Source organism: Burkholderia sp. Ac-20379 (assembly GCF_017104645.1).
Lineage (GTDB): Bacteria > Pseudomonadota > Gammaproteobacteria > Burkholderiales > Burkholderiaceae > Burkholderia.
The window spans coordinates 17,145-38,001 of record NZ_JAAGPF010000021.1; the positions used below are offsets into that span (position 1 = coordinate 17,145).

Annotated in this window: 15 protein-coding genes; 9 read left to right on the plus strand and 6 right to left on the minus strand. The window is 65.1% G+C overall.

Annotation, left to right across the window (positions count from 1 at the left end; translation table 11 throughout):
* From G3N92_RS04940 to G3N92_RS04950, 3 genes are read right to left on the minus strand one after another with little or no spacing between them, the layout of a single operon-like run.
* Nucleotides 1–1,941 carry a glycosyltransferase family 2 protein gene (locus tag G3N92_RS04940; RefSeq protein ID WP_206126338.1) on the minus strand — a complete coding sequence of 647 codons (1,941 nt, stop codon included), beginning with the start codon at nt 1,939–1,941 and terminating at the stop codon, nt 1–3.
* A gap of 27 nt (nt 1,942–1,968) precedes the next feature.
* On the minus strand, nt 1,969–3,369 hold the full coding sequence (locus tag G3N92_RS04945) for an ABC transporter ATP-binding protein (protein WP_206126339.1): 1,401 nt from the start codon (nt 3,367–3,369) through the stop codon (nt 1,969–1,971).
* Nucleotides 3,359–4,183 (minus strand): ABC transporter permease, encoded by an 825-nt coding sequence (locus tag G3N92_RS04950; protein WP_206126340.1) that lies wholly within the window; start codon nt 4,181–4,183, stop codon nt 3,359–3,361. Before G3N92_RS04950 ends, G3N92_RS04945 begins: the two co-directional genes overlap by 11 nt.
* Before the next feature lie 485 nt (nt 4,184–4,668).
* Here G3N92_RS04950 and G3N92_RS04955 point away from each other — a divergent pair, with 485 nt between their 5' ends.
* The 9 genes from G3N92_RS04955 to G3N92_RS04995 all read left to right on the plus strand — a co-directional run bounded on the left by G3N92_RS04955 (nt 4,669) and on the right by G3N92_RS04995 (nt 17,176).
* Nucleotides 4,669–6,045: an ABC transporter ATP-binding protein gene (locus tag G3N92_RS04955; RefSeq protein WP_206126341.1), complete on the plus strand. Its 1,377-nt coding sequence runs from the start codon at nt 4,669–4,671 to the stop codon at nt 6,043–6,045.
* 81 nt (nt 6,046–6,126) lie between these two features.
* Complete coding sequence (locus tag G3N92_RS04960; RefSeq protein WP_206126342.1) at nt 6,127–9,468, plus strand: methyltransferase domain-containing protein; 3,342 nt, start codon at nt 6,127–6,129, stop codon at nt 9,466–9,468.
* Nucleotides 9,380–10,732, plus strand: coding sequence for a glycosyltransferase family 4 protein (locus tag G3N92_RS04965; protein ID WP_241014590.1), 1,353 nt, complete (start codon nt 9,380–9,382; stop codon nt 10,730–10,732). Before G3N92_RS04960 ends, G3N92_RS04965 begins: the two co-directional genes overlap by 89 nt.
* 9 nt (nt 10,733–10,741) lie before the next feature.
* Nucleotides 10,742–11,320, plus strand: coding sequence for an acyltransferase (locus tag G3N92_RS04970; protein WP_206126343.1), 579 nt, complete (start codon nt 10,742–10,744; stop codon nt 11,318–11,320).
* Nucleotides 11,321–11,373: 53 nt separating this feature from the next.
* Nucleotides 11,374–12,405, plus strand: coding sequence for a glycosyltransferase (locus G3N92_RS04975; protein WP_206126344.1), 1,032 nt, complete (start codon nt 11,374–11,376; stop codon nt 12,403–12,405).
* Between the two features lie 24 nt (nt 12,406–12,429).
* The gene (locus G3N92_RS04980) at nt 12,430–13,284 is read left to right on the plus strand and encodes a glycosyltransferase family 2 protein (RefSeq protein ID WP_241014591.1); all 855 of its coding nucleotides are present in this window, start codon (nt 12,430–12,432) and stop codon (nt 13,282–13,284) included.
* Complete coding sequence (locus G3N92_RS04985; RefSeq protein WP_206126345.1) at nt 13,281–14,252, plus strand: NAD-dependent epimerase/dehydratase family protein; 972 nt, start codon at nt 13,281–13,283, stop codon at nt 14,250–14,252. The genes G3N92_RS04980 and G3N92_RS04985 overlap by 4 nt, the downstream gene beginning before the upstream one ends.
* A gap of 9 nt (nt 14,253–14,261) precedes the next feature.
* On the plus strand, nt 14,262–15,302 hold the full coding sequence (locus tag G3N92_RS04990; protein WP_206126346.1) for a glycosyltransferase family 4 protein: 1,041 nt from the start codon (nt 14,262–14,264) through the stop codon (nt 15,300–15,302).
* Nucleotides 15,299–17,176 (plus strand): nucleoside-diphosphate sugar epimerase/dehydratase, encoded by a 1,878-nt coding sequence (locus tag G3N92_RS04995; protein ID WP_206126347.1) that lies wholly within the window; start codon nt 15,299–15,301, stop codon nt 17,174–17,176. The genes G3N92_RS04990 and G3N92_RS04995 overlap by 4 nt, the downstream gene beginning before the upstream one ends.
* 124 nt (nt 17,177–17,300) lie before the next feature.
* On the opposite strand, the gene G3N92_RS05000 is transcribed toward G3N92_RS04995, so the two are convergent.
* The 3 genes from G3N92_RS05000 to G3N92_RS05010 all read right to left on the minus strand — a co-directional run bounded on the left by G3N92_RS05000 (nt 17,301) and on the right by G3N92_RS05010 (nt 20,837).
* Nucleotides 17,301–18,419, minus strand: coding sequence for a glycosyltransferase (locus G3N92_RS05000; RefSeq protein WP_206126348.1), 1,119 nt, complete (start codon nt 18,417–18,419; stop codon nt 17,301–17,303).
* Nucleotides 18,420–18,663: 244 nt separating this feature from the next.
* Nucleotides 18,664–19,686, minus strand: coding sequence for a UDP-glucose 4-epimerase GalE (galE, locus tag G3N92_RS05005; RefSeq protein WP_206126349.1), 1,023 nt, complete (start codon nt 19,684–19,686; stop codon nt 18,664–18,666).
* A 14-nt stretch (nt 19,687–19,700) separates the two neighbouring features.
* Nucleotides 19,701–20,837: a glycosyltransferase family 4 protein gene (locus G3N92_RS05010; protein ID WP_206126350.1), complete on the minus strand. Its 1,137-nt coding sequence runs from the start codon at nt 20,835–20,837 to the stop codon at nt 19,701–19,703.
* Nucleotides 20,838–20,857: the final 20 nt, after the last annotated feature.

Sequence of the window (20,857 nt, forward strand, 5' to 3'; positions counted from 1 at the left end):
TCAATCGAGCATGCCGATGCGCGGCGGCTCCGCGTACGAGAAAGGCGGCACATTGTCGGCCAGCGACAGGTTGGGGTTGTACGCCGGGTCGCGCAGCAGCGCATCGCCCCAGCGGGCTTCCATGCGTTTCGCTTCCTCGAGGAATCTTGCGTACTTTTCCGGCGACATGTCTGTGCCGCGGCTTGCCGATTCGTGGTGCGTCAGTTCGGCGAACGGGGTCCAGGCGTTGCGGTAACCCGCTTCACGTACCTTGAGGCAGAAATCCACGTCGTTGAACGCGACGCGCAGCGTTTCCTCGAGCCCCCCCACCTGATCGTAGATCGCCTTGCTGACAACGAGGCACGCGGCGGTGACGGCCGATACGTTCTGAATCGATATTGCGCGGCTCATATAGCCGAACTGGCCGCGCGGCAGCATGTGGTGCAGGTGTCCGGCCGTGCCGTTCAGGCCGAGCAGTACGCCGCCGTGCTGAAGCTGGCCGTCCGGGTAGCGCAGCGCAGCGCCGACCGCGCCGATGCCCGGCAGTGCGGCCAGCGCCACCATCTCGTCGAGCCAACCCCCGTCCTGTATCTCGGTGTCGTTGTTGAGCAGGCACAGATAGGCGCCGCGCGCGATGGCGGCGGCACGATTGTTCAGTGCGGAAAAATTGAACGGTGAATCGTCGCGCAGGATACGTACGCGAGGCTGTTGCCCCAACTGCTCGAAATAGGCCAGCGTCGCGGGCTCGATGCTGCCGTTGTCGACCACGATGATTTCGTAGTTCGGGTAGCGGGTGGTGCGCATCAGGCTGTCGAGACAGGTGCGCAGCAGCGGCAGGCTGTCTCGTGTCGGCACGATGATCGACACGAGCGGCGCCGGTTGCGGTAGCGGATAGCGCACGCGCAGAACCGCGGCGCCGGGGGCCGCGGCTTCGACCGTCGCACCGCGCAGGTTCGTGCGCTGCAGATGCTCGAGCAGCGCCTGTCGTTCGGCGTGCGAGCGTTGCGCCTTCGCGCTTGCCGTATCGCCGGACTGGACGCGCCGGTGATACAGGACATGCGGAATATGAACGATATCGTTTTCGCCGGCAATCTCGATGCAGCGCAGTGCCAGGTCGTAGCTCGCGCCGAAGCCTGGCCGAAAACCGCCGGCTTCGCGGATCAGCGCGGCGTCGAATACACCGAGGTGCGAGAACAGATCCTGAGCGCGGAACAGCAGCGGATTCCAATCGGGTTTGAAGCAGGGCGCGTTGCGTGTGCCGTGCTCGTCGAGCTGGTCTTCGTCGCTATAGAACAGCCGGGCTTGTGGATGGCGCTCGATGTAGCGGGCGACCACGAACAGTGCGTGAGGCGGCAAAAGGTCATTGGGGCCGATCGATGCCACGAAGCTGCCCGAGGCGAGCGAGAGCGCGTCGTTGCCTGGATTCGCGAGAGGCTGATCGCGATGCATCACGCGAATCCGCGCATCGGCGTCGCGATGCGCATCGAGGGCATGGCGGAGCGCTGGTGGCAGCGATGCGTCGCAGGCAATACACAGCTCCCAATGCGGATACACCTGTGCCTGAATCGAACCGATCGTCGCGTCGACCTGGGCAAGGCTGCTGTGGCTGTCCGTTGTCATCAAGATCGAGAAGCGCGGCAACGGGCGCAGGGTCGCAATCGCCGCGATCGCGGCGGCCTGTTGATCCGCGCCGAACGTGTCGTAGCGGGCGATCCAGGCGCCGTATTCCGGGCCGGTGCGGAGTCGGCCCAGGCGGTTGCGGAAGCCCCGGATGCCTTCCCAGCGCAGGATGCGGATGCAATAGGCCATCGCGGCCGGATAGCCGCCGTGCGTGACCGCCATCCGGCGGGCAACGCCGACAGCGAGCGGCACGATGGTCGCGAGGCGGCGCAGCCGGCCAGCCTCGGAAGCCGTGTCGACAGAAGGAGGAGGGGTATCGCCGGTCGGCGGAACGTGGGTCATGAGCGGGGTGACTGAGCGTCGTCGTGCTTACTCGACTGCGTCGTCGATGTGCAGCGTGATACGGGTCATGGGCGTGCCGGCGAGCCCGGAGGCCAGATGCGCCGATTCGGATTTGACGATGCAGGCATCGTGTACGCAGTCGACGATGTGCGCCGTGCCATCGACATTCGACAGCACGTAGGCGGTGACGGCGTAATCGCCCGGCGGCAGCAATGGCATCGCAAAGCGAAATTCGGCGACCCACTGCTCGCATACCTCGGCGTGGGCGACCGGCGAGAACGCCGTGTCGTCGCCGAAGACAGCCTGGCCGAGCCGATCCTTGACGATGAAGCCGACGCACGGCGGTTCCACGCCGCCCGGATCGCGCAACGTGACCCGCAGCGTCACCGGATCGTTGCCGGTGATCCAGGCAACCGTGGCGCCGTTCTCCCCGATCAATGCGACGTTGTCGATCAACGGCCGTTCGCGGTGGGCCGGCAAAGCTTGAGGATCGATGTCGGCGCCGCCGAGCGAGGGCGCTTGGCGGGCCGGCAGCGCGGCGAAGTGCGCCCGCTGATCCGCCGCGGGTCGCGCGTGGCCTTCAGGGCGTTCGCGCGTCTTGCGCGGCGAGCGTTTGTGCCAGTCGAGGCCTTCGCCTTGTTGCTGACGATAGAAGGCTTCGAAATAGTGCGTGCAGACTTCTTTCGAACTGCCGCTTTCGCGCAGCACCCCGCGATCGAGCCAGATCGCCCGGTCGCACAGGCTGCGTACGGCCGCCGAGTCGTGGCTGACGAACAGCACGGTGCCGTGCTGCTGGAAGCGTCGCAGGAAGCGCATGCATTTTTGCGTGAAGAACGCATCGCCGACCGCCAGGGCTTCGTCGATCACGAGGATGTCGGCGTCGACGTGCGCGATGACCGCGAACGCCAGGCGCACGAACATCCCGCTCGAGTATGTCTTGACCGGCTGATCGATGAATTCGCCGATGTCGGCGAATTCGATGATGTCGTCGAGGCGCGCCTCGATTTCTTCGCGTGTCAGGCCGTGCAATTGGCCATTGATGAAGATGTTTTCCCGCCCGCTGTATTCGGTATCGAAACCCGAGCCCAGTTCGAGCAGCGCCGCGATGCGTCCGTGTGTCTGCGCCTCGCCTTGCGTCGGCGCGAGCGTGCCGCAGACGATCTGCAGCAGCGTGCTTTTTCCCGAGCCGTTGCGGCCGATGATGCCGATCGTTTCGCCGCGCGCGACGTCGAAGCTGATATCGCGCAGCGCCCAGAACATCCGGACGCTGTCCTGCGCCCTGGCCTGCCAGAAGCGGCGCAGGGGCGGCAGTGGCGTAAGCGCTGCGAACAGCGAATAGAGGCTGCGTTTGAGGCGGTCCGCCGGCCGGCGATACGATTCGAAGCCCTTGGCGACGCTCGAGATGCGGATGGCGATCTCAGATGACATCGGCAAAACCTCTGCGTGTTTTCTGGAACCACGCGAAGCCGATCCATGCGATCAGCGCGGCCAGCACGCAATACACGCTCCAGCGGCTCCAGTCGATCGGATTGCCGAATACGAGCACATCGCGGCTTTGCTCGATCGGATAGGTCATCGGATTCAGATAGACAAACTTGCGAAACCGTTCCGGCAGCGACGAGACGGGGAAAAACACCGGGGAGAGGAACATGAGCGCGGTGATCGCGATGCCGACAGTCTGGCCGATGTCGCGAAGGTACACACCGGTGGCCGCGAGCAACCAGCTCAGACCCATGATGAGCAGACACAGCGGTGCGAGCACGATCGGAAACAGCAATGCGGTCAGCGGGACATGGCCGAGAATCAGCCACTCGGCGACAAGCAGGATCAACGCACTCACGCAAAGATGGAACAGCCCCGAGAGCAGCGTCACGCAGGGCAGGATCTCGAGCGGGAATACGATCTTCTTGACGAAGTTGGCATTCGACAGGATCTGCGACGGAGCGCGGTTCGCACACTCCGAGAACAGATTGAACATGATCATGCCGGCGAACAGAACGACGGCGAATTCACCTTTGGACGCCGATGGCGATGCGCCGCCCCAGCGCGACTTGAACACTTCGCTGAACACGAAGGTGTAGACGCTGAGCATCATGAGCGGGGTCAGCAGCGACCAGAAAATACCGAGGACGGAACCCTTGTAGCGTCCGACGGCGTCGCGTCGCGCGAGGTCTAGCAGCAGGCGTCGATTCCGAATCAGCGACGCGGCGAGCGCTCGCGGCGAAGTGCTGAAGCTTTGCATAATGTCGTTTGAAAATATTGCCGGAAGCGGCGGATTGCATTGGCCGCGGAAACAGGTGAAGCCGCTATCGGGAGATCGGCCGGGCGATGATCTGAGGCCGGAAGGCTCCGTGGCGATCTTGGATTGTGGGCGGCACGTTCGCAACGCCACGAATTATGTCACACGGTGTCAGGCGGCCGTCTCTTGCGGCAGGTTTCAAGAGAGCGCTGAAGTGTGTCGAAGTGTAAATGCCGCGATCGGCACGATCTGCTCATGCCCCGTCTGTCGCGTCGGCACGACAATTGCGGTGCGGCGCGCAACGTCGTTTTGACGTGGGTGGAGAGGCGTGCAGGATTGTTGCATCTCGCATCGTGGAAAGCCCAAAACGCGGTAGAATTCTGCAACTTTTACAACGAACCTGCCCCCGCTCTGCCGCACCTGGAATGCGCGTTTTCGCCGACGTGCCGTGTCTTCCTGGCCGAAGGGCGAGCACATAATAAACCTGTATGTCTGAAGAGAGCGCAATCGAGGCGGTCGGCATCGCCAAGGGTTTTGCTGCGTATCAACAGCCGTCCGATCGGCTCAAGCGCGGCATGCTCGGAGTGGTATCGCGGTTCGTCCCGGGGTACCCGGCTGGCGAGCGCATGGCCGGCGCCGACACGTTCTGGGCCTTGAAAGACATTTCGCTGTCGGTGCGGCGTGGCGAGACGGTCGGCATCGTCGGACGAAATGGGTCCGGCAAGAGCACCTTGTTGCAGATCATCTGCGGCACGCTGGCGCCGAGCTCCGGTTCGTTGAACGTCAGCGGCAAGGTGGCGGCGCTGCTGGAACTCGGGTCGGGCTTCGACGCCGAGTACACCGGCCGCGAGAATATCTATCTGAACGCACAGCTCTACGGCCTCACGCGCGCTCAGATCGATGCGCGTTACGACTCGATCGCGGCCTTTGCCGACATTGGCGAATTCATCGACCAGCCGGTCAAGACGTACTCGAGCGGCATGTTCGTGCGCCTGGCGTTCGCGGTCATCGCGCACGTCGACGCCGATATCCTTGTGATCGACGAAGCATTGGCGGTCGGCGACGCATTTTTCAATCAGAAGTGCTATCGCTTCCTCGAAGCGTTCAAGCAGCACGGAACCATCCTGTTCGTGAGCCACGACACCTCCACGATTCGCAAGCTCTGCACGCGTGCAGTCTGGATCGATGCCGGCAGCGTGATTGCGCAGGGCACGCCGTCGGAGGTCTGCGGCGCCTATCTGGAGGCGCGCTACAGCAACGGCACGCTGGCGCCGGCCGCGGCGCGTCCGGCATCGTCCGCCGGCGCCGCGGGTGGCCAGGCGCCCGAGCGGCTCGACGCCCGCCGCGACGCGATCAACGTCACGCCGCTGCGCAACGATATCCGCGTACTGCCGTTCAATGTGTCGTCGCAAGCCTTCGGCGCGGGCGGCGCCCGCATCGTCGATGTGTCGTTGGTGGACAATGCGCGGCGCCCGCTTGCCTGGGTGGTGGGGGGCGAGCCGGTGCGGCTGCGCGTGACGATCGAGGTCGACGATGCGCTCATGTCGCCGATCGCCGGTTTTTACATCAAGAACGAGCGCGGCCAGGAGCTGGTCGGTGCCAATACCTATTTGACTTATATCGGCGATCCGGTCGTATGCAGTGCCGGCGACACGTTGACCGCCGAGTTTTCGTTCGTGATGCCGGTGCTGCCGGAAGGCCAATATTTCATCAATGTGGCCGTGGCGGAAGGCACGCAGTACGACCATGTGCAGCTTCACTGGATTCATGACGGGTTGCCGCTCGAGGTCGTCTCGTCCAGGGTGCGGCATGCGCTGGTTGGCGTGCCGCTGACAGGCGTTGGCCTGTCCCCGCTCGTGCATTGACGATCGACTGCCCCGGCGGCAGCTTGCTACCGGCATGCAGCTTGACGACTCACGCTATCAGTATCAGCAGGATCATTCGCTATGACTAAAACAGTTCGGACGTTTCGCTTCAAGGGTGCGGAGAATGGCCACGAATTCACCGGCGAGCGCTATTTGCCCGGTGTCGGCGGCCCGATCCAGTACGAGCACTATCATCGCTATCTGTTCTCGACGGCTCTGGTGGCCGGCAAGCAAGTGCTCGACATCGCATCCGGGGAGGGTTACGGCTCGGCGCTGCTCTCGCAGGCAGCACAGACGGTGGTCGGCGTCGATATCGACGCGGCGGCGGTCGAGAACGCACGCACCCGGTATGCCGAACATACGAACCTGCGATACGAACATGGCAGCGCGACCAGCATTCCGCTGCCTGACGCCTCTGTCGACGTGCTGAACTCGTTCGAGACGCTCGAGCACTTTCACGAGCACGAGGCCTTCATGCGCGAAGCGAAGCGCGTGCTGCGCCCGAACGGGTTGATGATCATCTCGACGCCGAACCGTCCGATTTACTCGCCGCCGGGCTCGCCGCCCAACGAATACCACGTGCGCGAACTCGATCGCGACGAATTCGTCGCGTGGCTGCGGAGCGGTTTTCGCAATTTCGTGTTGTACGAGCAAAAGCCGCTCGCCGGCTCGTTGCTGCAGCGCGAGGGCCGCGAGGGCGCGCGCGAAGTGAATTGCTGGGCCGAGCGAGAGGTCGGCGAATATCGCTCGACGTCCGGCATGGTCGACCCGGTGTATTTCATTGCGATCGCGTCCGATGGCGAATTGCCTGAGCCGGACGACGATCTGCTCGACGGCGGCGTGTCGTTCACGCGCTACGATCAGGAGCGCAACGCGCGAATCGGTGCGCAACTGGTCGAAATTGTCCGTCTCACGACCGAAACCATGGGGCGTGCCGAGGAAATCGGCCGGCTCACGGCCGAGACGGTGCGGCTGACGGAGGAAACGCTGAAGCGCGACGGCGAGGTCGGCCGTTTGAGCGTCGAAGTGAGCAGGCTCAACGAATTGATGACCGAGCGCAACGGCGAGATCGCCCGGCTGCGCAGCGACGTCTCGCGTCTCGAGAGCGCCGCACGCAAAAACGTTCGCGAGGGGCGTCCGCGCGAGGAGCGCCTGGGCTCGGTGGACGACGTGCTCGCAAGAATGAACGAACAGAAGCGCATCTCGTCGACCCTGGTGCGTCGTGTCGACGAACTGTCGTCGGACCTGCGCGCATCGCTGGCGCGGCGAACCCTGACGGCGCAGCAGGACAATGCGCCGGAGGCGGTACGGGATTCCTTGCTGCGTGAGAATCACGATCTGCATCAACAATTGCATGCGATGCGGCACTCGATGTCGTGGCGTGTGACGGGGCCGTTGCGTGCTGCATCGGGCCGTGCACGGCTGATGTTGCGCCGCGGTGCGAACAAGAATGTCAAAGCGGAAGCCGTGACGGCCAATATCGTCGACGCCGGCAATACGCCGGGCGCGCTGGCGCAGAGCGATGCGCCGCGCGCTGCCATCGTGGTGTTCCCGTGCAGTTCGGCTGCGATGGCGCAGTCGCTGGCCGGGATCGGTGCGCATACCGGTGGCGTGCCGTACCGCGCAGCCGTGTTCGGCAACCTCGCGCCGGAGCTGGTCGCGCGAACGGGTATCGACGTGATTGCGCGCACGGGCGACGCCGCTCAGTTGCATGAGCTCCCCGATCTTGCTGGCGACTACGTCGTGCTGATGTCGGGCGATCTGGTGCCGCAGCCGGGGTGGCTCGATGCCATCGACGAGGCGTTTCGCCGTTTCAACGCCGATGCGGTGACCGCCTTGGTGCTCAATCGCGACGGATCCATCCAGGCGGCGGGTTCGCAGGTCGATGGGGCCGCGCACCTGGTGCCTTGTCGCGCCGGCGGCGATCCGTGCGACGAGCGTTTCGGCGCGGTCGCCGCCGTGACGGCGCCGAGCCAGGGCATCGTTGCAATCCGCAAGGGCGTGTGGAGCGAGGTACGCAATCTGGTCGGCACGCTGATCGGAGACACGCTCGACCTGACCGCCGCCGCCCTTGAACTCGCATCGCGTGGCCATTCGATCTATCTTCAACCGTTCGCGCGCTGTGTCGAAGCGCCGGCTGCGAGCGATGCGGCGCAGGCCGACGAATGGACTCAGGCTCATGCACGATGGGTGCTGCGCCTTCGTTACGAGAAGTTGTTTGCCGGCAACCGGCCGTTTGGCGACATCATCGAGCAGAAGGCACGTCCGAAGCTGGTGGTGACCGATGCCTTCGTGCCGAAGCCCGATCAGGATTCGGGCTCGAACGATGTCTACTGGTACCTGAGGATCTTCCGCGAGTTCGGTTTCGATGTGTGCTTCATCGCGGCCTACGAGTCACCGGTCGCCTTCGACGATTCGTATTGCAGTGCGCTGCGCCGCTGGGGCGTGCGCGTTCGGGTTGCGCAGGGCCTGTCGTCGTTCCACGAGATCCTGATGGAAGAAGCCGCGGACGCACGCGTCGTGCTCGCGCAGCGGATTCTCGTTGCACGTCATACGTTCGAGTGGCTGCGTGAATCGGGGGCGACGACCAAGCTCGTATTCGGCACGGTCGACCTGCATTATCTGCGCGAGGAACGCGCCGCGATTCTGAACCGTTCTCCCGCGGCTCTCGAAGACGCGATGATGGTCAAGCGTGCGGAACTGCAGGCGGTGTCCGATGCGGATGCGACCATCGTGGTGAGCCGCACCGAAGCCGACATACTCGCGAATCTGCTTCCTTCCGCCAATGTGCATCGCATTCCGATTCCGCGCATTCCGGAGCGTTCGACGGTTCCGTTCGCGGAACGCTCCGGCGTGTTGTTCGTCGGTGGCTTCGCGCATGCCCCCAACATCGATGCGGTGATGTTCCTGGTCGAGGAGATCTGGCCGATTGTGCGGCGTTCGCTGCCCGACATCGAACTCCGCATCGTCGGCAGCGGTGTGACGCCGGAGATCGCGGCGCTGGCCGATCCGGCGCAAAAGATCGTGATCGTCGGCTTTGTCGAGAATCTCGACACCGTCACGTCGGCCGCGCGTCTTTCCGTGGCGCCGCTTCGCTTCGGCGCGGGCATCAAGGGCAAGGTCGTGTCGAGTCTGCTGGCCGGGTTGCCGTCGGTACTGAGCCGCATGGCCAGTGAAGGCATGGGCTTGGTCGAGGGCGAACAAATGTTGAGCGGCAACAGCGCTGAGGAAATTGCGGCCGCGATCGTCCTGCTGCACGAGGACGCCGCGCTGTGGCAGCGCATCGCCGATGCCGGTTTTGCCGCCGCATCGACCGAGTATTCGGTCGAGTCCGTTGCGGCGCGCCTCGGAACCCTGTTCGATTCGATTGGCGTTGCCGACGGCGTGCGCGAACTGCGCAGCGGCGTGTTCGACGTCAAGTGACCTGTTGCTCCTGATTTCCGGATCCGCCATGCTGCAATCCCTGCTTTCCCTGTTCCGCAAGACACCCGAGCGCCGCCGTCGCACCGACGGCAAGCTCGGTGTCGTCATCGAGCTCGCCTCGTTCGACAAGGGCGGCCTCGAGAAGGTCGTGCTCGACTCGGCGATTGCGTTCGACCGCGCACGCTTCGATGTCACGATCGTCACGCCTGGCAAGGTGGGCCATCTCGGGACCGTCGCGCGCGACGCGGGCCTGCGCGTCGTTGGGTTGCCTTCCGGCAACCCGCTGCCAACCTACGAGAAGCTGCTTGCCGAGGACGGCATCGATATCGCGATGTCGCACTTTTCCGATACCGGTTATCGGTTGTTCGAAAAGTTCGGTATCCCGAACGTGACCTTCATTCACAACGTGTATGCGTTCTTCTCGGGGGCGCAGGCGCGAGCGTTCGCCTCGAACGACCGTTACGTCGATCGTTACGTGTCGGTCTCGAAGAATGCGACGCGCTTTGCCGTACATAATCTCGGGGTGCCCGAGGCGAAGGTCGACACCATTCCGAACGGGCTGATCCTGTCCGAGCACGAGGCGCGCGAGCAACGCCCGCAAGCGCTCACGCGCGCGGAGCTGGGCTTGGCGGAAACGGATTATGTGTTCGCGAACGTGGCGTCCTACAACCTTCACAAGGGCCATTACCTGATGGCGGACGCAATGCGCCATCTGCTGGCGCGCCGTCGCGACGTCAAGATCCTTTGCGTCGGCAATGTCGTCTATCCGCCTCACATCGATGCCCTGCGCGCTTATCTCGAGCAGCATGGCCTCGCCGATCACATTCTGATGCCGGGTTACGTCGCCGACGTCGCGGCGGTGCATCAGATTTCCGACGCGTTCCTGCTGCCGTCGTTCATCGAAGGGTGGAGCATTGCGATGAACGAGGCGATGTTCTACCGCAAGCCGATGGTGCTGAGCGACACCGGCGCCTCGGCCGAAGTCATCGAACACGAGGATATCGGGATTCTGGTGCCGAACGAGTACGGCGACACGGTCGATCTGAATTCGAAGCTGCTCGACGAACTGGCCTACGCCCCGCGCGAATATCGCACCGCGTCGGTTCTCGCCGATGCGCTGGATCGCATGGCGTCGAACCGCGACGACTGGCGCGAACGCGGTGCACGCGGTCGCGACAAGATCTATGCGCATTACGATTTCGCCGGCATCGTTGCGCGCTACGAGGCGGTGATCGAAGCCGTCGTACGTGCGCACGCGCGCTGAGGAGACCGTATGCTCGGGAGGCTGAAATCGCTCTATCGCTTCATCCGCTGGCGCTTCAAGCCGGCGGTGTGCTTCTATCTCGGTAACCATCTGTTCATGAACTACATGCCGTATGCGATTCGGCATGCCTTCCTGAGACGTTTCTGCCAAGTGCGGATCGGTCGCGATTCGAGCATCGCCATGGGGTGCTTCGTTACCGGCTATCACATCTCGATCGGCGATAACACGGTGGTGAACCGTTACACCTATCTCGACGGCCGGGTGCCGCTGACGATCGGCAACAACGTCAATATTTCGCACTACACGCTGATCCAGACGCTGACGCACGATCCGCAGAATCCCGATTTCGTTTGCTTGACCAAGCCGGTCGTGATCGAGGATCACGTCTGGATCGGCGCGCGCGCGATCATCTGCCCCGGCGTGCGGGTGGGTGAAGGGGCCGTGATCGGCGCGGGCTCGGTCGTGACGCGCGATGTCGCGCCGTACACGATCGTCGGCGGCAATCCGGCACGCTTCATCAAGGAACGCACGCGTGACCTGCGTTACCGGTCGCGCTATTTCCCGTTCTTCGATACCGACATCCAGTAACGGGCGTGCACCGGCTGGCCCGGTGCCGCCCCAGTCATTACGGAATCCACACCATGTCCCTGTTCTCGTTCCGCCGCCGCGTGGCTCAGCCCGCAGGATCGACGGCGGCGGCCGATAGCCCGGCTCCGGCCGGTTACACCGTGCCCGATACAGGCGATCTCGCCAACGCGACGATCTCCGTCGTGATTCCGCTCTATAACCATGCGCGCTATATCGAAGGCACGCTCGACAGCGTCCTTTCGCAAACGTCGCCGGCCGACGAAATCATCCTGATCGACGACGGTTCGTCGGACGACGGTTTTGCCGTGGCGCAACGCGTGCTTGCTCGCGTGCCCAATGCCAAGGCTTTCCGTCAGGACAATGCCGGCGCTCACAACACCATCAATCGTGCGATCGGCATCAGCCGCGGCGATTACGTCGCCGTGCTGAACTCGGACGACACGTTTTTGCCCGGCAAGCTCGCGCGTTGCCGTCGTGTGTTGAACGCGTTGCCCGGTGTGGCGCTGATCGCCGGCGAGATCGGCATCATGGACGACCATGGCGCTCGCCAGGACAAGGGCGTGGCGATCGACTGGCTGGCTCGTGCACGGGCTTTCCTCGACGACACCGGCCTGGCGCAACTGGCCGTGCTCAACGAAAACTTCGTCGGCACGACCTCGAACATGGTTTTCAGTCGCGCGCTTTGGGAAGCGGCCGGTGGTTTCCAGCCGCTGCGCTATTGCCACGATCTCGACTTCCTGATGTATGCGTACGCGCATGCGTCGGCCTATGTCGATCGTGGCCATGAGCACATCGTTTATCGCGTTCACGAGCGCAATACGATCAAGGAAGACCTCGGCAAGGTGCGTATCGAGATCGCCGCGGTCATCGCTCAGGCGCTCGAGATGACGGGGCCGGGATTGTTCTCCGCCGGCCTGGATGCGAACGACTTCACGGCGTTTCGCCGCTTCCTGGCGAACAAGAACCTGTCGGAGCTGGTGCTGTTTCTGCAAACGGCGGCGCGCGCCTTCCCGTCCCGCGCCGCGTTCTACAGCTATGCGACCGATGCCAAGCATGCCGAAGCATTCCGTGCCGCGCTGGCCTGAGCCATGCCGGGCATGACTGTACAGATGAAAGACGGATTCGCCGCGCCCCGCATGGCACACCCGACCCTCGCGATTTCGATCGTCGTGTATCGGCCCGATCTGCCGGTGCTGACACGCACGATCGAACGGTTGGCCGGCGCGATAGCGCATGCGCGTGCGGCGCGGGGCAGCCTGTCGGCCGTTGTGGTGCTGATCGACAACGGCGGGCTGGCGCCCGAGGCCGGCGCCGATCTGCTGCAGCGTCTGAACCTGACCGACATCGAGGGGCGCATCGTCTCGGGTCACGGCAACGTCGGCTACGGGCGTGGACACAATCTCGCGATCGGTGCGGCCGAAACCGGTTTCCATCTGATTCTGAATCCCGATATCGATCTGGCGCCCGATGCGCTGTCGCAGGCTTTCGCGTTCCTCGACAGCCACCCTGAGGTCGGGCTGCTCTCGCCCTACGTGGCAGGGCCGGACGGCGCGATGCAGTATCTGTGCCGGCGCCGGCCGACCGTCGTCAGCCTGTTCGTGCGCGGATTCCTGCCGGCGCGGTGGCGGGCGCCGTTTGCCGCTCTGTTGGCCGACTACGAAATGCGCGACGTGATCGACGGGGAGCACGTGCTGTTCGATCCGCCAATCGTCAGTGGTTGCTTCATGCTGTTTCGCGCCGAGATTCTGCGCAAGGTCGGTGGCTTTGATCCGCGCTATTTCCTCTATTTCGAGGATTACGATCTGAGCCTCCGTGCGCATGAGGTCACGCGGGTTGCCTATGTGCCGGCCGTGCGCACCGCGCACTACGGTGGCCATGCGGCGCGCAAGGGCTGGCTGCATGTGAAGTTGTTCGGCGCATCGGCGTTCAAGTTCTTCAACCGTTTTGGCTGGAGGTTCTGGTGACGCGAATTCTCGTGACGGGAGCCAACGGTTTCGTCGGGCGCGCAGTGGTGGCCGCGCTCGCGGCGCGCGACATCGACACGGTGGCGCTGCTGCGCCGCAAGAGCGGCGGAATGCCGGGTGCGATCGAGCATCTGCATCCCCATGCCGATTTTGCGGGATTGGGCGAACCGGGTTCGCCGTTTCCGGATGGCATCGATGCCGTGATCCACTCGGCCGCGCGCGTTCACGTGATGCGCGAGACGGCACCGGAATCGGCCGACCAGGCGTTCATGGCCACCAACGTCGAAGGCACGCTGCGAGTCGCGCGAGCGGCCCGCGAACGCGGCGCTTCCCGTTTCGTGTTTGTCAGCAGCATCAAGGCGCTGGCCGAGCGCGACGACGGGCGGCCGCTCGTGGAGACCGGCACGCCGCATCCCGAGGATGCCTATGGGCGCTCGAAGCTGCGTGCCGAGCAGGCATTGCGCGAATTCGGCGCGCGTTCGGGGATGGAGATCGTCATCGTTCGCCCGCCGCTCGTCTACGGACCGGGCGTGCGTGCCAATTTCCTCAACCTGATGCAGGCTGTTGCCCGTGGCATACCGCTGCCGTTCGGTGCGCTCGACGCCCGTCGCAGCCTGGTGCATGTCGATAATCTTGCCGACGCGCTGGTGCTCGGCGCGCTCGATGCGCGCGCCGTCTCGGGGTGTTTCCATGTTTCGGATGCCGAGACGTTGACCGTCAGCGAGTTGCTGCGCGCAATCGGCCGGCATCTCGGGCGTCCGGCCAGACTGTTGCCGGTGCCCTTGCCGATCCTGCGGACGATCGGCCGGCTTAGCGGACGCAGTGCGCAGATCGACCGGCTCACACAGAGCCTGCGCGTCAGTCACGCGGCGCTGGCTGACACGTTGGGCTGGCGGCCGCCCGTCTCGACCGATGCAGGCCTTGCGGGAACTGCCGCATGGTATCGGTCCACACAGCGCCGCGGGTAGAATCCATCCATGTTGACCGTCCCCTTTACTCATTGGAGCGATGCGGCCCTGATCGCGATCGTCGCGGCCGCGTGCAGCACGCTGATCCTGCGTGTGCTGTTGCGCACGGGTCTGGCATGGCTGCTCGCGACCGATATGCCGAACGAGCGTTCGCTGCATGTGCGGCCGACGCCGCGTGTGGGCGGCTGGGGCGTCGTGCCGGTGTCGGCGGCGCTGATCCTGCTGGCGGCGCCCGGCCTGGCGTGGGTCGGCTGGCTGGCGCTGGCGCTGGCAACCATGTCGCAGATCGACGACCGCCGTGGCCTGTCGGCGCGCGTGCGGTTCGGCGGGCATATTGCCGCCGTCGCGGTGCTGCTGGCCGTCTATCCGGCGCCGGTCCCGGTCTGGCTGTTGCCGGCGGTGGCCATCGTGCTGTTGTGGCTGATCAACCTCTATAACTTCATGGACGGTGCGGATGGCCTCGCGGGCGGGATGGCGGTATTCGGCTTCGGGGCCTACGCGCTGGCCGCGCTCGGTTGGCCGTCCGGTACGGCGGTGATACCGGCGCTGGGGGTGGCATCGTTGGCCGTTATGGGCGCCGCCGCCGGTTTCCTGTTGCTCAACTTCCATCCGGCCAAGCTGTTTCTTGGCGATGCCGGCTCCATTCCGCTCGGCTTCCTGGCCGGTGCGCTCGGATATTGGGGATGGAGCCAAGGCGTCTGGTCGGCCGCGTTTCCGGCAATCGTATTCGGCCCTTTTATTTTTGATGCGTCCGTGACGCTTTCGAAACGTTTGTTACGTGGCGAGAAATTCTGGCAGGCGCATCGCCAGCATTACTATCAACGCGTTGTCCGGATGGGCGCGGGGCATGCACGCATGGCGTCTCGCGCCTATGTCGTGATGGCGGTGGGCGTGCTCGCCGGCCTGTTTGCCACGACCCGTTCAGGATATGGCCCGTGGATCGTCGCAATTGTCTGGTACATCGCGTTGGGCGGGCTGGCGCTCGCGATCGATGCACGGTGGCGGCGGCATCCCGAGGCGCAATCATCATCCCGAGGCTCGCACCCATGATTCGACCCAAAGCCTCGTGGCTCTCGCTCAGCGCCTTTCTGTTCGATCTGGTGGCGGTGGCGAGCGTTTGGCTCGCCAGCTATCTGGTTCGCTTCAATGGCGAAATCCCGCACGATTTCCTCGAAGGCGGCGTGATTGCGCTCGCCTGGGCGTTGCCCGTCTACGGCCTGATGTTCTGGAGCTTCGGCCTGTACCGCGGGCTGTGGGTGTTCGCGAGCCTGCCCGATCTGCTGCGGATTTCGAAGGCCGTGGCGGGCGGCGGCGGCATCGTGATGGTCTGCGCCGTGCTGTTCCAGCCGGTGCCGATCATTCCGCGCTCGGTGTTGCTGCTTTCGCCGCTGCTGCTGTTCCTCGTGATGGGCGGCGCGCGTGCGCTGTATCGCGCGACCAAGGAGTTCTATCGCTACGGCGGGCTGGTCGGGCAGGGCAAGCCGATTCTCGTGCTCGGCGCCGGCGGCGCGGGCGCGAGCCTGGCGCGCGAGCTGTCGCGCTCGGGCGAATGGCGCCTGGTCGGCCTGCTCGACGACGATCCGGTCAAGCATGGCCGCGAAGTCTACGGCTACAAGGTGCTGGGCCCGATTTCGGAGCTGGCGCGCTGGAGCGAGTCCACCAAGGCCGAGCACGTGATCATCGCGATTCCGTCGGCTTCCGTCGAGGCGCAGCGCCGCGTCGCGACGCTGTGCGTGCGGGCCGGCGTGAAAGCGCTGGTACTGCCGTCGCTGACGGGCTTGATGCCGGGGCAGGGCTTTCTCTCCCAGGTTCGCCAGATCGACCTCGAAGATCTGCTCGGCCGCGATGAAGTCACGATCGACACCCCTCACGTCAATGCCTTGCTGCGCGATCGCGTGGTGATGGTCACGGGCGCGGGCGGGTCGATCGGCTCCGAGCTGTGCCGCCAGATCCTCAAATTCGCGCCGGCGCAACTGATCGCGTTCGATCTGTCCGAGTACGCGATCTACCGCCTGACCGAAGACCTGCGCGAGCGCTTTCCCGAAAGCCGCGTGGTGCCGATCATCGGCGATGCGAAGGATTCCCTGCTGCTCGATCACGTGATGTCGGCGCACACGCCGCACATCGTGTTCCACGCGGCCGCCTACAAGCACGTGCCGTTGATGGAAGAGCTGAACGCATGGCAGGCGCTGCGCAACAACGTGCTCGGCACCTATCGCGTGGCGCGCGCGGCGATCCGCCATGGCGTGCGTCACTTCGTGCTGATCTCGACCGACAAGGCCGTCAACCCGACCAACGTGATGGGCGCGAGCAAGCGGCTCGCCGAGATGGCCTGCCAGGCGCTGCAGCAGTCGAGCCCGAACACGCAGTTCGAGACGGTGCGCTTCGGCAACGTGCTCGGCAGCGCCGGCAGCGTGATCCCGAAGTTCCAGCAGCAGATCGCCAAGGGCGGCCCGGTCACGGTCACGCACCCCGAAATCACGCGCTTCTTCATGACGATTCCCGAGGCGTCGCAGCTCGTGCTGCAGGCGTCGAGCATGGGGCAGGGCGGCGAAATCTTCATCCTCGACATGGGCGAGCCGGTGCGCATCGTCGATCTCGCGCGCGACCTGATCCGCCTCTACGGTTTCGACCAGGACCAGATCCGCATCGAATTCTCCGGCCTGCGGCCCGGCGAGAAGCTCTACGAGGAACTGCTGGCCGACGACGAAACCACCACGCGCACGCCGCATCCGAAGCTGCGCACGGCGAAGGCGCGCGAGGTGCCGGAAAACCTGCTCGACGAACTGCTGCCGTGGCTCATGCAGCATCGCGTGCTGGCCGACGACGAAGTGCGCCGCGACCTGCGCCGCTGGGTGCCGGAATATGCGCCGGCGTCCGGGCCGACCCTGCAGAGCGTGCCGACGACGCGCGCACAGGCCTGAACCGGCCTGGCCCTTGCGGCCCACGGATTCGGCAGCGCAAACAAAAAGCGCCCCAAGGGGCGCTTTTTTCATGTCCGCACGACGGTGGGGCTGCCAGAGCGGCGGCCAGAGAAGCGGCGAAGGCTCAGTGTTGCTGACGATGCTGCGCGCGCGTCTTGCGCACCACCATCCAGCGCGGCACGCGGAACCGCACGATGCTGACGTAGAGCCAGACGTACGTGAACGCGAACACCAGCACGAACGCGAACAGATGCACGGTGTGCCGCCAGAACAGCGTGGCCGGGATCACGGCGATCAGGCACAGCAGCCACAGATAGGGCGAGGTCAGCGAATTGCGGCGCGTCAGCTCGTGCGCGGCGCGCGTGCCCACGGCCCAGCGCATCAGCCGCTTGTAGACGAGCATGTGCAGGTGCACGCCGTCGGGAATCCCGGGCGAGATGCCGCGCACGAACTTCTTCCGGTAGATCGAGAAGCAGGTTTCGAAGATCGGGTACATGAACAGCAGCACCGGATACCAGGCCGACACCTCGCGATGCCGCATCACGAGCAGGATCGACAGCTCGCCGAGCATGAAGCCGATGAAGTACGCGCCGCCGTCGCCGAGGAAGATCAGGCCGGCCGGGAAGTTCCAGATGAAGAAGCCCATGATCGCGCCCATCATCAGCAGCGAGGCCGACAGCACGACCGGCTCGGACACCTGGAACGACACGTAGGCGAGCGAGGCGAACATCATGAACGCGACCATCGAGGCCAGGCCGTTGAAGCCGTCGATGATGTTGACGGCATTGGCGAGCGCGGCCACGGCCAGCACCGTGACGACGGCCGAAATCGCCGTGTAGCCGAGCAGGAAATCGAGCGGCGGCACGCTGATGCGCGTGATCGCCACGCCCACCAGCGCGAACGCGATCGCGGCCGCCGCCATGGTGCAGAGCAGACGCGCGCGCGGCGACACCTTCTTGGTCAGATCCTCGATCAGCCCCGAGCCGAACGCCGGGATGCCGCAGGCGGCGAGGCCCGCGATGCTGCCGGCGATGGTGGGGTAGCGCATCGCGAGCGGCACGCAGCCGATCAGCAGGCCGGCGACGATACCGAGCCCGCCGACGCGCGGCACCGGATGCGCGTGGAATTTCTGCACGCCGGCCAGATCGTGATCGATCGAGAATTTTTCGTGCAGGTGCGCATAGCGGATGATGAGCAGCGTGACGAGCAGGGAGGCGAGGAACGCGACGGCGAAACTGAGCATGGACGGGCCGGGAAACGAGGCAGGGGCGAACCGGGGTTGGCCGGAATTCGAGCCAGCGGATTATACCGGAGCGCCGGGCGCCGCCGCGAGCGGGTTGCGGCTTGCGTTTTCCTTATACGACAAGGACTTGCGGGCGATGGCGACAGTGGGGCCGGATGGCCGTCCGGGCGTGTTTCGTCCAATCAAAAGCCCCGCCGGAGCGGGGCTTTCGACAGGCCGTTCGGGGCGGAACGCCACCCGCCGATCAGGCGAACCCGCGCGGGTTCCGTTCCTGCCAGCGCCAGTGATCGGTGCACATCCGCTCGATGCCGTACTCGGCCTGCCAGCCGATCAGCTCGGCGGCACGCGCCGGGTTCGCGTAGCACTCGCCGACGTCGCCGGGGCGGCGCGCGACGATCTCGTACGGCACCTTGCGGCCGCTCGCGGCCTCGAATGCCTTGATGATGTCGAGCACGCTGTAGCCGTGGCCGGTGCCGAGATTGACGACGAAGCTCGCGTCGCGCTGCTTCAGCGCGTCGAGCGCCTTCAGGTGGCCGCGCGCGAGATCGACCACGTGGATGTAGTCGCGCACGCCGGTGCCGTCGGGCGTCGGGTAGTCGTTGCCGAACACGCGCAGCTTCTCGAGCTTGCCGACGGCGACCTGCGCCACGTAAGGCATCAGGTTGTTCGGCAGGCCGGCCGGATCCTCGCCGATCAGGCCGCTTTCGTGCGCGCCGACCGGGTTGAAGTAGCGCAGCGTGGCGATGCGCCACGACGGATCGGACAGCTCGACGTCGCGCAGGATCTGCTCGGCGATCAGCTTGGTCTGGCCGTACGGGTTGGTGGCCGACAGCGGGAACGATTCGTCGATCGGCGAGCGCTCGGGCACGCCGTACACGGTGGCCGACGAGCTGAACACGAAGTGCTTGACGTTGCGCGCGCGCATGACGCTCAGCACGGCCAGCAGGCTGTCGAGGTTGTTGCGGTAGTACTCCACCGGCTTCGCGACCGATTCGCCCACCGCCTTCAGCGCGGCGAAGTGGATTGCGGCCGTGATCGGATGCGCGTCGAACACCTTGCCGAGCGCGGCTTCGTCGCAGGCGTCGATCTGGTGGAACGCGGGCGCGCGCCCGGCGATCTGCGCGATCCGTTCGACGGCCTCGCGCTTGCTGTTGACCAGGTTGTCGACGATCACGACGTCGTAGCCGCTGCCGAGCAGTTCGACGACCGTGTGCGAGCCGATGAAGCCCGCACCGCCCGTCACGAGGATCGTGCCCTTGTTGCTCATTGCGTTGCCCTCCCTCAGAGTGCCGTGCCGGTCAGGGCACGGATGGTTTCCCGATAACGATCGACGACAGCCGCTTCGTCGAATTCTCTCAATACTTTCTCGCGGCCGCGCTCGCCCATCGCGCGGCGCGCTTCGGCCGGCAAATCGAGCATGGCCGCCATTTTCTCGGCCAGGCTCGCGCTGTCGCGCGCCGTGCAGAGCAGGCCGGTTTCGCCGTCGGCCACCACGTCGCGGCAGCCCGGCACGTCGGTGGCGACGATCGGCCGGCCCATCGCCGAGGCTTCCATCAGCGTGCGCGGCACGCCCTCGCGATACGAGGGCAGCACCACGCAATCGGCCGCCTCGATGTGCGGGCGCACGTCGTGCGCCTCGCCAAGATACTCGATCGCGCCGTCGCGCACCCATTCGTCGAGGTAGGTGCGCGACACGGCGCTCGGATTGTCCACGCCCACCGGGCCGAGCAGCGCGAAGCGCGCGTGCGGATAGCGCGGCTTCAGCGCGCGCGCGGCGTCGACATATTCGCGCACGCCCTTGTCCCACAGCAACCGGCCGATCAGCACGAACGTGTAAGTGTCGCGCTCGGGCAGCGGCACCGGCGCGAATTGCGCGATGTCCACGCCTTCGCCGTGCAGCAGCCGCGCCCGCTCGGGATGCGCGAGCAGGCGCTGCGCCTCGAAGGTGGCGAGGTCGTCGCGGTTCAGGAACCACACCTCGCGCGGAAAACGGAACGCGAACCGGTACAGCAGCTTGGCGATGCTCGCCGCGCGGCTTTCGCGGATGAACACGTAGCCGAGGCCGGTGGTCACCGCCACCGACGGCGTGCGCGCGAGCCACGCCGCGATCGAGCCGTAGATGTTCGGCTTGATCGTGTAATGGAACACCAGGTGCGGGCGGATCGCGCGGTAGTGACGCCGCATCGCGGCCAGCGTGCGCAGATCCTCGACCGGATCGGTGCCCTTCGAGGCGACCGGCAGCTCGACATAGCGGCAGCCCATCTGTTCGAGCGGCGCCACGGTGCGGTCGCGCGGCGCGAGCACCGTCACCTCGGCGCCGCTCGCCACGAGCATCCGGATCAGCCCTTGACGATAGGTATGGATCGCCCAGGCGGTATTGCAGACGAGAACGATGCGCAGCGCGGAAACGGAATTCATGTCGAAGCGATGAAAGGGGA